This is a genomic window from Arthrobacter sp. 05N429 (genome assembly GCF_056397045.1).
Genome location: NZ_JBFTMQ010000013.1, coordinates 49,212 through 64,137 on the forward strand (window position 1 = coordinate 49,212; position 14,926 = coordinate 64,137).

Annotated in this window: 15 protein-coding genes; 5 read left to right on the top strand and 10 right to left on the bottom strand. The window is 65.7% G+C overall.

What is annotated here, in order from left to right:
• Positions 1-79 precede the first annotated feature (79 nt).
• The 4 genes from AC1DF4_RS16835 to AC1DF4_RS16850 all read right to left on the bottom strand — a co-directional run bounded on the left by AC1DF4_RS16835 (position 80) and on the right by AC1DF4_RS16850 (position 3,868).
• The gene (locus AC1DF4_RS16835) at positions 80-721 is read right to left on the bottom strand and encodes an NADPH-dependent F420 reductase (RefSeq protein ID WP_476913953.1); all 642 of its coding nucleotides are present in this window, start codon (positions 719-721) and stop codon (positions 80-82) included.
• Between the two features lie 163 nt (positions 722-884).
• On the bottom strand, positions 885-1,286 hold the full coding sequence (locus AC1DF4_RS16840; RefSeq protein ID WP_476913954.1) for an alpha/beta hydrolase: 402 nt from the start codon (positions 1,284-1,286) through the stop codon (positions 885-887).
• Between the two features lie 135 nt (positions 1,287-1,421).
• Positions 1,422-2,621 (bottom strand): acyl-CoA dehydrogenase family protein, encoded by a 1,200-nt coding sequence (locus AC1DF4_RS16845; protein ID WP_476913955.1) that lies wholly within the window; start codon positions 2,619-2,621, stop codon positions 1,422-1,424.
• The gene (locus tag AC1DF4_RS16850) at positions 2,621-3,868 is read right to left on the bottom strand and encodes a CaiB/BaiF CoA transferase family protein (protein WP_476913956.1); all 1,248 of its coding nucleotides are present in this window, start codon (positions 3,866-3,868) and stop codon (positions 2,621-2,623) included. The genes AC1DF4_RS16845 and AC1DF4_RS16850 overlap by 1 nt, the downstream gene beginning before the upstream one ends.
• Before the next feature lie 108 nt (positions 3,869-3,976).
• Here AC1DF4_RS16850 and AC1DF4_RS16855 point away from each other — a divergent pair, with 108 nt between their 5' ends.
• The gene (locus AC1DF4_RS16855) at positions 3,977-4,873 is read left to right on the top strand and encodes a LysR family transcriptional regulator (protein ID WP_476913957.1); all 897 of its coding nucleotides are present in this window, start codon (positions 3,977-3,979) and stop codon (positions 4,871-4,873) included.
• A gap of 76 nt (positions 4,874-4,949) precedes the next feature.
• On the opposite strand, the gene AC1DF4_RS16860 is transcribed toward AC1DF4_RS16855, so the two are convergent.
• The 3 genes from AC1DF4_RS16860 to AC1DF4_RS16870 form a co-directional block, all read right to left on the bottom strand.
• Positions 4,950-5,051: a helix-turn-helix domain-containing protein gene (locus AC1DF4_RS16860; RefSeq protein WP_476913958.1), complete on the bottom strand. Its 102-nt coding sequence runs from the start codon at positions 5,049-5,051 to the stop codon at positions 4,950-4,952.
• A gap of 209 nt (positions 5,052-5,260) precedes the next feature.
• Complete coding sequence (locus tag AC1DF4_RS16865) at positions 5,261-6,139, bottom strand: 3-hydroxyacyl-CoA dehydrogenase family protein (protein WP_476913959.1); 879 nt, start codon at positions 6,137-6,139, stop codon at positions 5,261-5,263.
• Positions 6,136-6,897 carry an enoyl-CoA hydratase/isomerase family protein gene (locus AC1DF4_RS16870; RefSeq protein ID WP_476913960.1) on the bottom strand — a complete coding sequence of 254 codons (762 nt, stop codon included), beginning with the start codon at positions 6,895-6,897 and terminating at the stop codon, positions 6,136-6,138. Before AC1DF4_RS16870 ends, AC1DF4_RS16865 begins: the two co-directional genes overlap by 4 nt.
• Before the next feature lie 75 nt (positions 6,898-6,972).
• On the opposite strand from AC1DF4_RS16870, the gene AC1DF4_RS16875 reads away from it, so the two are divergent.
• Positions 6,973-7,587: a hypothetical protein gene (locus AC1DF4_RS16875; protein WP_476913961.1), complete on the top strand. Its 615-nt coding sequence runs from the start codon at positions 6,973-6,975 to the stop codon at positions 7,585-7,587.
• 82 nt (positions 7,588-7,669) lie between these two features.
• Positions 7,670-9,166 (top strand): APC family permease, encoded by a 1,497-nt coding sequence (locus AC1DF4_RS16880; RefSeq protein WP_476913962.1) that lies wholly within the window; start codon positions 7,670-7,672, stop codon positions 9,164-9,166.
• A 12-nt stretch (positions 9,167-9,178) separates the two neighbouring features.
• On the opposite strand, the gene AC1DF4_RS16885 is transcribed toward AC1DF4_RS16880, so the two are convergent.
• Together AC1DF4_RS16885 and AC1DF4_RS16890 are read right to left on the bottom strand one after the other, a co-directional pair.
• Positions 9,179-10,615 (bottom strand): DUF2252 domain-containing protein, encoded by a 1,437-nt coding sequence (locus AC1DF4_RS16885; RefSeq protein ID WP_476913963.1) that lies wholly within the window; start codon positions 10,613-10,615, stop codon positions 9,179-9,181.
• A 237-nt stretch (positions 10,616-10,852) separates the two neighbouring features.
• Positions 10,853-11,623, bottom strand: coding sequence for a potassium channel family protein (locus tag AC1DF4_RS16890; RefSeq protein WP_476913964.1), 771 nt, complete (start codon positions 11,621-11,623; stop codon positions 10,853-10,855).
• A 207-nt stretch (positions 11,624-11,830) separates the two neighbouring features.
• Here AC1DF4_RS16890 and AC1DF4_RS16895 point away from each other — a divergent pair, with 207 nt between their 5' ends.
• Positions 11,831-12,697 carry an MIP/aquaporin family protein gene (locus AC1DF4_RS16895; RefSeq protein ID WP_476913965.1) on the top strand — a complete coding sequence of 289 codons (867 nt, stop codon included), beginning with the start codon at positions 11,831-11,833 and terminating at the stop codon, positions 12,695-12,697.
• A gap of 99 nt (positions 12,698-12,796) precedes the next feature.
• Positions 12,797-13,735, top strand: a complete 939-nt coding sequence (locus tag AC1DF4_RS16900; RefSeq protein WP_476913966.1) for a 5'-3' exonuclease — start codon at positions 12,797-12,799, stop codon at positions 13,733-13,735.
• A gap of 38 nt (positions 13,736-13,773) precedes the next feature.
• On the opposite strand, the gene AC1DF4_RS16905 is transcribed toward AC1DF4_RS16900, so the two are convergent.
• Positions 13,774-14,901 carry a serine hydrolase domain-containing protein gene (locus AC1DF4_RS16905; protein WP_476913967.1) on the bottom strand — a complete coding sequence of 376 codons (1,128 nt, stop codon included), beginning with the start codon at positions 14,899-14,901 and terminating at the stop codon, positions 13,774-13,776.
• Positions 14,902-14,926: the final 25 nt, after the last annotated feature.

Sequence of the window (14,926 nt, forward strand, 5' to 3'; positions counted from 1 at the left end):
GCAAACGAAGGAGCACGACGGCGGGAAACTTCCCGCCGTCGTGCTCCTGGTTCCGGCGGCTGCCAGCAGCCGGTTACTACTACTTGGTGACCTGGAGTCCTGTGTCCCAGTTGAAGTCGGCGAACTCCGGGTTGGCCTGCATGGTCATGAGGACGAACTGGAAGCCTTCCAGTTCGCGGGCGCGCTTGAGCGGACCGACCACCAGGGGGCGCATTCCGCCTGCGCCGACGAAGGTGCTGACAGCAGCGTTGGCTGCTGCATTGTCGCCGGCGATGAAGACGTCCAGCGGCTGTCCGCCTGACTCGCCGGCCACCAGGGTGCCGGCGAAGGTCGTGTTGAAGGCCTTGACAACATGGGCGCCAGCGGGGGCAAGCTTCGCGATTTCCTCGGCGGCGGAGTTCCCGGGCTCAATGACCAGGGAATCGAAGGTCTCGAAGTTCACCGGGTTGGTAATGTCCACGACGGTCTTGCCGGCCAAAGCATCGCCATAGGCCCTGACAATGGACTTCGCGGCGTCGAACGGGACGGCCAGGACCACGATGTCGCCCTGAGGAGCGTCAACTGTGGTGCCGAAGGTGACGCCGGCGCCGAGCTCGGCGGCCAGTTCCTGCGCCTTGGCGGCGTCCTGTCCGAGGATCTCGACGGTCTGGCCGCCGGCGAGGGCACGGGTTGCGATGCCGCGGGCCATGCTGCCGTTGCCGATGATGGTGAGGTTCGTCATTGGAGTCTTCTTTCCGAATATGCGGGCCAGGAGGGTTTTCATCAGATTCTGTTCTACTGGGAGAGCGTTAGTTGAAGCTACAACTAACGTATTCCTAAAAAGTTGAAGCGTCAAGTATTTGGGAAAGGGATGCGCGGAAGCTGTCGGCGTTGGCCCATCTGGCTCAGGGGCGGCGGGCCTCGACGGCTTCAGGGAAGGGCGAGGTCTCGTGGATCCAGTCCCCGAGTTCGCCCAGTGTCTGTTCCGTAATGCGGTGCCCTCCGGGATCGCGGCGGGCGCGGGTGCGGGCGGCGGATTCCGTCTGCAGGTATCGCCAGGTGCGGGCCAGCAGCTCTGCGGGGATCACCGTGTCCTGGTCGCCCTGGGCGACGAAAACCGGAAGGCCGGCCAGCCGTTCCGGCGTGACAGGGACCCCGGCGTCGAACGGCAATGTGCCATACAAAATAGCCGCTCCGGAGTAGCGCTGCGGATCGTCAAGTATCAGCCCGCCGGCGAAGGCTGCACCCCCGCTGAATCCGACGAGCAGCACGGGCCGGCCCGCGAGTGTGCCGATCTGGAACAGCATGGGAGTGGAGGGCGCCGCAATGGATTCCCAACGGAAAAGCACGGCCATCTGATGGGATGGCCGTGCTTTGGTGTCCGGCACGTGCTTGCCGGGGAACTCCGCGGCGGCTGGTTTCGAACCGCGCCGGATGGGGCGTCAGGAGAAAGCCGAGACTCCGGTGATCTCACGCCCCAGGATCAGCGACTGGATGGAGTCGGTGCCTTCGTAGGTGTGCACCACTTCCATGTCCGTCAGGTGGCGTGCCACGTGGTGTTCCAGCAGGATTCCGTTCCCGCCGAACATGTCCCGGGCGTCCCGGCACAGGGTTCGCGCCTTGTCCCCGGTAAACATCTTGGCCAGGGACGCCTGCTCGTTGCTGAGCCGGCCCTCGTCCTGCAACGCCGCAGTGCGGAAGCAGATCAGCTGCATGGCCGTGAGGTCCGCAAGCATATTGGCGAGTTTGTTCTGCACCAGCTGGTAGCTGGCAATCGGGCGGCCGAACTGGACGCGTTCCCGGGCGTATTTGACCGCCATCTCATAGGCCGCGGTGGCGTGGCCGAGCGATTCCCAGGCCACAGTGCTTCGGGTGGTGTTCAGCACCGCTCCGACGTCGCGGAAGGACCGGGACTTGGCCAGCAGGTTGCCGGCGGGGATCCGCAGGCCGTCGATCTCGATCTGTGCCTGCTGGATAGCCCGCTTGGCCATCTTTCCCGTGATGGCTTCGGCCTGGTAGCCGGCGGGGTAAGTGCCGTCGTCGTTCTTTTCCAGAACGAAAGCCTTCACCTTCTGGTCGGCGGCGTCGCGGGCCCAGATGATGACGAGGTCCGCCACGTGGCCCAGCCCGATCCAGCGCTTGGAGCCGTTGATGACGTAGTGGTCACCGTCCAGCCGCGCGGAGGTTTCCAGGGCCACCGAGTCGGAGCCGTGGTCCGGTTCCGTCAGGGCGAACGCGCCCAGCTTTTCCAGTCTGGCCATCGCCGGCAGCCAGCGCTGCTTCTGCTCTTCGCTGCCGAGCAGGTTGATGCTGCCCATTGCCAGTCCGGAATGGACGGCGTTGAAGGTGTTGATGCTCCCGTCTCCGCGCGAGAGCTCCATCGCGACGAGACCGGTCTGGAGCCGTGTCAGCCCCGGGCAGCCGTAGCCGTTGATAGCCGTTCCGATGATGCCCAGCTCTGCGAACTTCGGTACCAGCTGGTACGGGAAGTCCGCTTTCTCCCAGTATTCGTTGATGATGGGGGTGACGTCCTGTTCGACAAAGGAACGGACGCGGGCGATCAGTGCCCGGTCGGAGTCGTTGAGATAGTCGTCCAGGGCGTAGAAGTCGGAATTGACGGACAGGTCCGTTGCGGTGGTCATCAGTGCTCCTCAGGGGATTGTGCGGCAGTGCCAGTCACGGCGCCTGCCATGGGGTGTTCGTCGTCGCCGAGCCAGGCGCGGACCAGATCCGCGCCGCTGTCCAGATCAGGCGGGGTCAGGTCGTAGCTCACGGGAGTCTTGGACAGCCGGATGGGGTTGCGCACCCCGGGCTGGGCGCGTTCACCCTGCCCCACCGTCACGACGGGCTCCAGGCCGATGCTCTCGGCGAAGTCGATCCCGGCGCGCAAGTCCTGGATCGGCGCACACGGAAGCTTCGCTTCCGTGAGGATGTCGAACCATTCGGAAGCGGCCCGGGTCGAGAGGCACTCCACCAGGGGCGGACGCAGTTCCGTGCGGTTGGCGCTGCGCAGCGGCGCCTTCTCGAACCGCGGATCCACGGCCAGCTCCGGCCGGCCGATCGCGGCGCAGAAGGTGCGGTACTGGGAATCGTTGCCGATCGCAATGACGAGCTTCCCGTCGCCCGTGTCGAAAGGCTCGTAAGGGTAGATGCTCGGGTGTTCGTTGCCGAGCCTGACCGGGGCGGCGCCGCCCAGCACAACGGCTGCAGTCTGGTTCACCATGCCGGAGAGTGCCGAGGACATCAGGTTCATTTCCACCAGCTGGCCTTCCCCAATGCGGTCCCGGTGCCGGAGGGCGGCGAGGATGCCGATGCAGGCGTGCAGGCCGGTGATGACGTCGAACACCGCCACTCCTGAGCGGAAAGGTTCGGTGTCCGGCGCTCCGGTGAGGTCCATAAGCCCGGAGAGCGCCTGGATCAGCAGGTCGTAGCCGGGGAGCTGGGCGCCGCCGGCGGTCCCAAAGCCCGTGATCGAGGCGTAGACAACGTCCTTGTTGGTGGCCGCGACGGTGTCGTAGTCCAGCCCGTAGCGCACCAGATCGCCCGGCTTGAAATTCTCGACGACGACGTCGGCACGTTCCGCAATGCGCTGGGCCGTCCTGCGGTCGTCCGGATCGCGGAGATCGAGCTTGATCGAGGTCTTGTTGCGGTTGATCGAGAGGAAATATGTCGAGTCATTTCCACGGGTGGGCGGGCGCCAGGCCCGGGTCTCGTCGCCGGCGGGGCTCTCAATCTTGATCACGGTTGCCCCGAGGTCGGCCAGCAGCATGGTGCAGTAGGGTCCGGCCAGCACCCTGCCGAAATCTGCGATCAGGATACCGCTGAGCGGGCCATCTGAACTGCGGCCGAATGCCGAGGGCTCAGAAGTGGGGGAGTGTTGGCTGTCCATCGATGGGCTCCTCGCATAGGTACTCCATCCACCATGACGGACGGCATTGCTGTCCGTCCAATACTTATTGATGGCCCTTTTGTTGCATCAGGTGCAATAATCGGGTGAATGGAGATCCAACAGATCCGCGCCTTCCTGGCCGTCGCGGAGGAGCTGCATTTCGGCCGCGCAGCAGAGAAGCTGCACATGGCGCAGCCTCCGGTCAGCCGCAGTATCCAACAGCTGGAGCGTGAGCTGGGAACCCGGCTTTTCGACCGGAGCACCCGCAGCGTCAAGCTGACGGGCGCCGGAGAAGCGTTCATCGGACCGGCGACGGAGATCATTGATGCCACGCGCCGGGCCGGCATCGCGGTCCACGCCGCGGACAAAGGAGAAGTCGGGCGTGTCCGGGTGGCCTATGCCGGCGCCTCCACCCACACCCTGGTGGGCCGGCTCGCCCGGGAGGTCCGGCGCGACCACCCCGGAATCCAGATCGAGCTCTTCAGCCAGAACTTCGCGCAACCTGCCATGGACCGTGTCCTGAGCGGCGACATGGACATCGCGTTGGGACGCTGGGACTACATTGCTGCCGGTATTGAAACGCGGCTGCTGGCGGCCGAGGACCTCGTGGTGGCCGTCCCGGCGAGCCACCGCCTGGCCGACGCCGGGGAGGTCCGGATGGCTGACTTCCAGGGGGACACGTTTGTGTCGCTGCCGCCGCATGCGGGGGCCGTGCTCAACGACCGGCTTCGCCGCCTGACGCACGCCGCCGGGTTCGAGCTGGACATCGTCCAGATCGTCCCGGATTCCTGGACTGCCCTCTCGCTGGTGGCGGCGGAGGTGGGCTGCACGCTCACCCTGTCCTCGGTGGCCGAGGCGGTCACCGATCCCCATGTGCGGTTCGTGAAACTGCTGGACAAGACGATTCCGGTGGAACTGCGCATGGCCTGGCGGCGGGACAACTCCAGCCCCGCTCTGCGGGCGGTCCTGGAACTGGCTGAGCGGATCCTGCCCCGCGCCGAATAACGGTCCCCGCAGCCGGACAGCATGGCGGGCAATGGGGCCTCACAGCCTGGTCGGATGACGGATCACGGATGACGGATCAGGACGCCATGGACTCCGGCGATTCGATCCCCAGGGCACGGAGCTTCCGGTACAGCGTGGTCCGGCCCATGCCTAGGGATTCCGCGGCGACCGTGGACATGAGGACCTCCTGGTCGCCTCAGCGGTTGTCTAAGCAACTCCACTGTGCAACCGGAGGTCCTCACCCATCAGTCAATGACTCCAGCGAGTCATCACATTCACCGAACCAACGTCCCTGGGCAGTACAGCTAGGCGAACGCCTGCGCCCTTTAACAACTGCGGCGGCCAGCGAAAACCGCCGGCCGCCGTCGTGTTCCAACTGCAGACCTGTCAGGAGTAGTCGTAGAAGCCCTTGCCGGATTTGCGGCCGAGCTCGCCCCGCGCCACCATCTCGCGGAGGATCTGCGGCGGGGCGAAACGTTCGCCAAGGGTTTCATGCAGGTACTCGGCGATTCCGAGGCGCACGTCCAGCCCGACGATGTCCGTGGTGCGCAGTGGTCCGGATGCGTGCCGGTAGCCGAGTTCCATGGCGGCGTCGATGTCCTGCGCACTTGCCACGCCCTCCTCCAGCATTCGCATGGCCTCCAGCGCTAGGGCGACGCCCAGCCGCGAACTCGCGAAGCCGGGGGCGTCTTGGACCACGATGGGGGTCTTCCCGAGCCCGCGCACCCAGCCCGTCGCGGCGCCGGCGAGTTCGTCGGCCGGCTGGGGGCCAATGACGACTTCCACCAGTGTTGACGCCGGGACCGGGTTGAAGAAGTGCAGCCCGCAAAGCCGCTCCGGCCTGCTAAGAGTTGCGGCCAGCTGCGTGACGGACAGCGAGGAGGTGTTGGTGGCAATCCAGGCATCCGCGCCAAGGTGGCGCTCAACGTTGAGCAGCGCGCCCTGTTTGAGCTTGAAGTCCTCGGGCACGGCTTCCACAACCAAGCCGGCACCGCCAAAGTCGACGGCGTCCGTCGAGACCGAGAACCGGCTGAGGAGCGAGTCCAGGTCCTCTGCAACAGCAGCTTTCTCGATGGCTTTGGACAGGGTCCCGGTGACGCGGACGCGGGCTGCTGCGGCGGCCGCCGCGTCCCGTTCGACGACCGTCACGTGCGATCCGGAGACGAGGAAGGCGTGGGCAATGCCCGCACCCATCCGGCCGCCGCCGAGAACGCCGACCTTCGTGGGGACGCACTGAGTTTCTGTTGGGGACGTGGGCATGCTCATGTAGAGGCTCCTTTATGTTCTTTTCGGTCCAGAAATGCCTGCATCCGCTCGAACTTCGCCTCTGATTCAAAGAGGATGCCCTGGGCGAGTTCGTCGATGGCCGGGTGCGCGGACCTGGGTGCGTGGAGGACAGTCTTGGTGAGGCGGACCGCGAGTGGGTCCTGTGATGCGATCCGATCCGCGAGGGCGAAGGCAGCGGGGATCAGCTGGTCGGGTTCATGCAGTTCAGTGACGAGTCGGAGCGCCAGGGCTTCTGCTCCGTCGAGGACCTTTCCGGTGAGCAGTATTTCCTTCGCCACGGGCTCGCCCACAAGTTCCACGAGGCGCCAGCCGGCGCCGGCGGCAGCGAGGATCCCTAACCCTGTTTCCGGGTTTCCGATCCGGGCCCTTGGTGTGGCGATCCGGAAATCTGCCGCGTAGGCAAGTTCGGCACCGCCGCCGAGCGCAAAGCCGTCGATAGCTGCGATGACGGGCATCGGCAACGTGGCGATTCGCTGGAAGAGTCCGGAATTGATGCCGGCCAGGGCGTCGTCTCGACGGCGTTCGCGCAGTTGGACAATGTCCGCGCCGGAGGCGAATATCCCGCCGGAGGGAATCTGCGCCCCGGAGAGGATGAGGATTCTGGGCTTCCGCTCCAAGTCCGCGCACACGGTGTGCAACTCGTCCACCATGAGCTGGTCTATGGCATTGCGGACGTCCGGCCTGTTGAGCTGGATGTGGACCGTGGCGCCCTCGTCGTGGATCTTGATCGTCTTCACCAGCCCACCTTTGCACTGCAAAATACCGGGCGTCCAATACCTAATGGCGGCCTGATTATTGCGTCACAGTCATGGATGGAGGGGACGCCAGCTTCCGACGTCGGCCGCCATTGGCTCGCGGCCCTGGTCACGGCGCTGCTACTCTTTAGGGCTCCGCTGGCGGACCCTGCGCGTACGCTGGCGATCCGTGCCGGGCTGGTCATAGCGCTCATCGGGATGGCGCTGGCGTTCCTCATGACGGGGCCAACTGCGGAACAGCTCAACAGCTTTCGGGGCATCGTAGGGGCACACACGGTGGGGCTTCCTGACGGCGGCCCAGGCCTGCCGCTGCTGGGCTGGAGCACCACAGCTGGCGACCTGCGCGTCCCCCATTTCGTTGGCATGCACGCCCTCCAGCTCATCCCGCTCTCGGCCCTGCTGCTCGAACTCGGCGCCCGCCGCGCCCGGCTGTTGCGGCCCGCTTCGACCCGCCTGGGCCTGATCTGGATCCTCGTCGTCTCCTATCTGGGCGCCGTGGCGCTGCTCACGGTGCAGGCCCTCGCCGGGCAGTCAGTCGCGCGGCCCGACGCCGCCGTGACGGCCTGGGGAGTGGCACTCCCCGCAGCCGCCGGGCTGGCCGCCGTCGTAGTGCTGAGCAGGGGGCGCGCATTCGCAGCACAGCGCCCGGTAGGGGTGGCCAAAGGGGCCTGATGGTGCCATGGTGAGGTAGGTCACATCAAGGTCGGGTCCGGGCGGCTCATCAGGGAGCCGCGCGGCTGCTTGGAGGTCCACCATGAGCACCACTGAAGACAAAGTGTTCGATGCAACTCCCGAAGGGGACGAACCCGAGCTCAAGCGGGTCCTCGGACCCAAGCTGCTGCTCCTGTTCATCGTCGGTGACATCCTCGGAGCTGGCGTCTACGCCGTCACCGGAACCATGGCCGGCACAGTCGGTGGGCTCGTCTGGCTGCCGTTCCTGCTCGCGTTCATCGTCGCGACGCTGACCGCCTTCTCCTACCTGGAGCTGGTGACACAGTACCCGCAGGCGGCCGGCGCAGCGCTCTACGCCCACAAGGCGTTCGGGATTCACTTCGTGACGTTCCTCGTCGCCTTCGCCGTCGTCTGCTCCGGCATCACGAGCGCCTCGACATCCGCGAACGTACTCGCCCAGAACCTCTTCGGGGGCCTCGTGGTCAACGGCTGGATGGGCATGCCCGGCCAGGGGGCGATCACCGCCGTCGCGATGGGCTTCATGCTACTGCTGGCGGCGATCAATCTACGCGGCGTGGGCGAGAGCGTGAAGTTCAACGTTGTGCTCACCCTCATCGAGATGACCGCCCTGTGCATCGTGATCGGCGTTGGCTTCTATGTGATGTCCCAAGGTACCGGGAACTTCGGAGAGATCACCGTCTTCACCGACTCTCAAGACAAGGGCCTGTTCCTGGCCGTCACCGCCGCCACCTCCATCGCCTTCTTTGCAATGGTCGGCTTCGAGGACTCGGTGAACATGGTCGAGGAGACCCGGAATCCCGAGCGGATCTTCCCCCGGACCATGCTGACCGGTCTCGGCATCGCGGTCATCCTCTACATGCTGGTGGCCGTGTCCGTGGTCACCGTGCTGTCGCCCACTGAACTCGAGGGGATCAGGGAGGCCGAAGGCGCCGCGCTCCTCGAAGTGGTGCACAAAGGCTCACCGGACTTCCCGATCGACAAGGTCTTTCCATTCCTTGCGGTCTTTGCCGTCGCCAACACCGCGTTGATCAACATGTTGATGGCCAGCCGCCTGATCTACGGCATGGCCCGCCAGAATGTCCTGCCGCGGCAGCTCGGAAGGGTTCTCCCGGGGCGCCGGACGCCGTGGGCCGGAATCGCCTTTTCCACTGTCCTCGCGCTGGGGCTCATCTGGTACGTCACGTCCGACCCGGAGAGCAACGTCGTCGCGAACCTCTCCGGTACGACGGCGTTCCTGCTGCTGTGCGTCTTCACCGTGGTGAATGTGGCCTGCCTCGTGCTCCGCGGCAAACGGGACCCCAGCCGGAAGGTGTTCTTCACCTCGCCCGGGCAGCTTCCGGTCGTGGCGGCCCTGCTGTGTACCTTCCTCGCCGGTCCGTGGGTCGGCCGGCCCCTCATCCAGTACCAGATCGCAGGGGGCCTGATGGCCATCGGCGTCGTGCTGTGGTTCATCACCTGGTTGATCACCAGGAAGTCCGACACCCGGCCGGGCGCACCGGTCGGCATTCAGAACGTCGGCAAAGATGACCACGTCCCGCCGCTCCCACCCGGCCGCTGACCGGGTGGAGGCCTAAATGGCGTCGGTTGCTTCCAGCCGGCCCGAACGAACTGCGTCGGCGAAGGCCTCGTAATCCTTTTCGTTCTGGTCGGCGTAACGTTCGGAAAAATCGGTGATGGATCGGTCGAACTTGTCGCTCTTGCCGAGGTAGGAAGCGATCGCGACCGGGTCGCCCGACCGGGCGTGGGCACGCGCCAGCGTCCACCCGCATGCGTTGGCATAGAAGTCCATGCCGAGGGGCTTCATCCCTTCCACGACGGCTGAGCCCTTCATGTCACGCAGTTGGCGCCAATACAGGTACCGGTTGTCCTGCACGCCTTTGGTCCACCCCAGGAAGATGTCGCTCGCGGCCTGCATCATCCGCTGCCCTTGAACCACGCGTTCGCCTGGCTGCTTATAGCGGCTCTTCGGCAGGTGGTCCTCGAGCACCGATTTCGTGGCTTCCTTGACCTGGAGGAACAAGGGATCCTCCTGATCGCGTCCCTGGAGCAAGGCGATGAACGCCCGCGTGCCGACGCTGCCCACGCCCACAACCTTGCGGGCGACGTCGATGACTTCGAATCGTTCGAGCAGGTGGCGCCGGTCGTCCGGCAGCGTGGCCCGGTAGGAACGAAGTTGTTGACGAACCGCTTTCTCAACCTCATCGCCAGACATACCGTACGTATCTGCCAGTTCCCGGACGGGAACGACGATGGGCGGTTGACTGACTATGCGGTACTTCCCGTCGACGCGCTCGGCGAGCTTGGACAGTGCCTGCAGGCTGTCCCTGGTGTGCGCCTTTGCGACGTTCTGTCGTGCCTCTTTCACCATGCCTTGGGCAGCCTTCTTGAGGGCCTTTCCCTTCTGGCTTGCCACGGCCAGGTCGATGGCTTCCATCAGCTGCTCCTCGGACAGTCGCGCGTACCAAATGTCCAAGGTGTTCATTTGCGCGAACTGGGCCATCGCTTCCCGGTACGCCCGAACCCCGGTGAGGGTCACGTCGTGCGTTTCTTCCTTGGTGAACGCGTTGTTCCGCGCCGCGATGGTGAAGCTCGCCGCCATCCGTTTCACGTCATACTCGAACGGGCCCGGGAGTGTCTCGTCGAAGTCGTTCAGGTCGAACAACAAATTCCGCTCCGGCGAAGCGAAGACCCCAAAGTTGGAAAGGTGGGCATCCCCGCACAGCTGGGACACGAGTCCGGCCCTCGGGGTGTCTTTCAGGTCGGCGGCCATGATCTTGGCCGCACCACGGTAAAACGTGAACGGTGAGACCAGCATCCGGCCGTGACGCACCGGTACCAGGTCCTGTTCCCGGGTGAGGTTCTGTTCCTCAAGCAACGCGACCGGATCTGCGCGGTCGGGGGCGGGAGTCCAGCCTGCGTGGCTGGAGACGGGCGTCTTATCCCGGTACCCTTTACCCTTTTCACGGCGTTTTTCGACGCTCGTGTGCTTGACTTTGGTTTCGGCCATGATCGGCGACCTCCCACTTACCTCAGGAACCGCCGCCGGCACTAAGTGCCCGACGCCGGTCCAGGCTGAGCGCGCAAAGGCGCCTTGGCTCCGTGCTCATCAAAATGGCTGCGTAGTCACGTATCTTGACCGCCGTCACAATGCGATTGTGGCCCTGCGGCGCTAAATCGTCAACGCACTGTTGGCGCACCGCTCTTTGCCGACGCGCCGCCCGCCCGGCTGCCAACATTGCAGCCCCTAACCTGGTTCCTTGTGTGGCTTGAGTTCCGTGTGGCCACTGCCTGTTTCCTCCGGGCCGAGGGCCAGCCGGTGATGGAGCCTCTCGATCTGCGCCGTGAGCCGGGCGAGCTCCTCGCTCCTTGCGGATTCGCCCGCTTTCGTCCGCGCATTGGTTGCGGCGGTGACACTTTCAACCAGCCAGGAAGACACAGTCGCCGTGACCATACTCAAGACGACGAAGCCGCCGATCATCAGCGCGGCGGCAGCCCAACGGCCAAGTACCGTGACGGGATAAAAGTCGCCGTAACCGATGGTTGTGATGGTAACTACCGCCCACCACAGGGAGTCACCCATTGTGGTGATATTCGCGTTCGCGGCGCTCTTTTCGAAGCTGAGGACGCTCAGGGCCACGGTGTAGACAAGAATGACGGCGGAGGCAATGACGTAGGCCAAGACGCGCGATCTGATGGCAGTGCCCGGTGCCCGGTCCATAACTTGACGCAACGTGAAGGGCCGCAGGAGCCGTAATGGACGCATCACCGGAAGCACCACCATCAGCAACTCCAAAGGGTGGCGGATGAACCATCGACCAGGCCGGGGCGCCAGGAGCAATTTCACGACGTAGTCGACGCCGAAGGCAGCCCATGTTGACCAGATGACAATGACCAGAGCGTCCGCATAGGGGGCGGGCGGTTCCGCAATGATCAGAATTGAATACGCCGCCAGGAAAAGAAACGCCGCACCGACGAGGGGCCACTCGGAATACTTCTTCCACGTCTCTTGCTTCATGGCTGAATCGTAGGACTTTGTTTCCCGGATGTCCTCAGGAAATGGCCGGCCAGATCCTTTCGGGGGACGGCAGCGCTACCTTCCCCGAACAGAAACGGGAACTGCGATGACAGCAGACCGCTGGCAGCGGTACATTGGGCTTCTCGGGGTGCCGGCCCGCGGAGGGCACGGCAGGTCACGAAGCCAGCACCGGCGGAGGCGAAGGCCATGGCGGAAAAGCAGGGCAAGGACGGAAACGGACGCAAGAGTGCGCGTGAAGCCCACGTGCATGAGCGAAACCTCGCCAGCGAGCTGGGGACTGTCGAGCAGAATCTCCTGCTACGAATTCAGGATTTCGGTGATCCACGCCAGGAATGGCGGCGCCTGTTCTCGGAGCTGTATGGCACATTTCTGCTCGTCATCGTGGCTGCCGGGGGTGGAATGATGAGCCAGGCCTTCCCCGGCGTCATCAGCCGCACGGCGGCCGTGGTAGCTCCTGGCTTAATGGTGATGGGGATCATCCTGTTCATGGGCAAGGTCTCGGGTGCCCATTTGAACCCTGCGGTCAGCCTTGCGTTCGCGCTCCGCGGTGACTTCCCGTGGCGCCGGGTGCCGGGCTACATTGTGGTTCAGCTCCTCGGCGCGACGCTCGCCTGTCTGCTGCTGCAGGCCGTCATCGGCGTCTCCGCCACCTTCGGTTCGAACTACCCGGCCGCGGACTACCCGGCGGTCGCCGCGTTCTGGATGGAGGCGCTGCTGACGCTGGCGCTGGTAAGTGTCATCCTCGGAACCGCGTCCGGGGCCCAGAACATCGGACTGCTCGGGGCGTTCGCGGTAGGCGGCTACATCGCCCTGGCAGGGCTGTGGGGCAGTCCCATCTCCGGCACATCGATGAACCCGGCACGGACTTTCGGGCCCGATCTTGTAGGCGGAAATTTCAGCCACTACTGGGTGTATGTCGCCGGGCCACTGGCCGGCGCAGCGGCCGCCGTCGGAATCGCCTTCATTCTGCGCGGCGCAGGGGGCGGGGAGTCGGGTTCCGAGGCTGCACAGGGAGCCCTGTTCACCGAGGCCGCCCAGGAAAAGGACGCGTAGCGGCCGGCTGGACGGGCGCGTTCGTCACCCCTTGACCGCCGATGACAACACGGAACGGACGGTCCAGCGCGAACAGGCACAGCCGTGTCAGGATCAGTCATGGCCCCACGTCTGATGCTGCTTGACACCGCGTCGCTGTACTTCCGTGCCTTCTACGGCGTTCCCGACACGATCCGCCGCGCCGACGGCACGCCCGTGAACGCCGTCCGCGGGCTGCTCGACATGATCGCCCGGCTCACCACCGACTACGAGGCGACGCATCTCGTGGCGTGCTGGGACGATGACTGGCGTCCGCAGTGGCGGGTGGACCTCATTCCGAGCTACAAGTCGCACCGGGTCGCAGAAGTAGTCGCGGGTGCTCCGGATGTGGAGGTGGTGCCGGACGCGCTTGAAGCGCAGATTCCGCTGATCCGGCAGGTGCTCGACCTCGCCGGCATCGCCGTCGTGGGGGCTGCCGAGCATGAGGCCGACGACGTCGTCGGCACCTACGCCAGCCACGCCGGGCTTCCCGTCGACGTCGTGACGGGGGACCGCGACCTCTTCCAGATCGTCGACGATGCCAGGCAGGTGCGGGTGATCTACACCGCGCGCGGCATGAGAAACCTCGAGGTCCTCACCGACGTCGTGGTCGTCGGTAAGTACCGGGTGCTGCCCCGGCAATATGCCGACTTCGCGACCCTCCGCGGCGACACGTCTGATGGACTGCCGGGCGTCGCCGGCGTCGGTGAAAAGACCGCCGCGTCGCTGCTTGGCGAATACGGCACCCTCGACGGGCTACTCGCCGCTGCGGCCGATCCCGGAAGCGGGCTGTCCGCGTCCGTGCGGTCGAAGCTCGCCGCGGCCGCGGACTACCTTGCGGTCGCGCCTGCCGTCGTGAATGTCGTGCGCGACCTGGAGCTCCCCACGCTCGAGGAGGCAGGCGCGCAGCTGCGGCCTGTCGCCGGCGATGCGCGTGCCGAACTGGAGCGTCTCGCCACCGAGTGGAACCTTGGCGGCTCGGTCGGACGGCTCCTCGAGGCTCTCGACCGGCGGCAGTGACCCCCGCCGGCACGGCACGTTGCCAGTGCCGACGGCGGCTACGGCCAGGTCGCGGTTGCCAGGAGAGTGAAGAGCGGTTCGAAGTCGTACATGCGCGTGCTGTTGCTCATGACGACGACGCCGAGACCTCGCTCCGGGTAGGGGCGCATGACGTTCCAGAAGCCGGCGCCGGCGCCGAAATGCTCCACCCACTGCCCGGGATTCTTGGTGGGCCGTCGAAACCAGCCGGTTCCGTGGTCGAACGGCTTGCCCGCCTGGTCAATGATGCGCATGCGGCGCGCCGACTCGGGGGAGAGGACCCGGGTTCCGCCGATCTCGCCGTCTCGTAGGTGCATGCGAAGGAAACTGGCGGCATCCAGGACATCGCCCACCAGGCCGCCGTAGGCCGGTCCGTCCACGTAGAACGGGTTCAGCGACAGGTAGGGCCCGTGCCGGTCTCCGGCGATCCCACGCGGCAGCAGGCCGCGCAGCACGGGGTCCGCGAGCCGGGGCGCCTTGACGTATCCGGTCGCTTTGTCCGCGCCGTCCCGATAGCGGAACCCGGTGTGCTCCATGCCCGCCGCCCGCAGGACGGAGTCCCGGACATAGTCCTCGAAGGGCACCCCGGCAGCGGCCGCGATGACCTGCCCGGCGGCAAGGTAGCCGAGGTTGGAGTACCTGGCGGGCTGCCCGGCCGGGTAGCGGTAGGCGCGGCGCCTGCCCATCAGGCGGCGGAGCAGGGCCCCGGGGTCCGGCGGATCCGCTTCGGCCGCGTGCACCCAGCGAAGGGGCAGCGGGTTGCCGAAACCGGCGGTGTGGTTGAGCAATTGGCCCACGCTCGGCGTCGTAGTCCCGGGCGCCCGGAGGTAATCGACGTAGCTGCCGGCCGGGGCACCCAGATCGAGGCGGCCCTCGTCTACGAGCCGGAGCGCCGCTGTCGCGGTCACGATCTTGGACATCGAAAACCACAGGTACGACGTCGACGCGGTCGCCGTCGTATTCGCTGCCAGATCGGCGAGACCGTATCCGGCGGCGAGAAGCACGCCACCGCGGTCGACTACGGCCAGCGAGAGGCCCGGGACCCCGCCCCGGCTCATCATCGTGGTGACGGCCGACGTCAGGCCGCGGGGTGGTCTGCCCGCCGTGATACTTTCGCCCGGCATGCCCGGGGTGGTGCCGTCACCCACCGTGGCCCATCCTCGCTACTTCTCT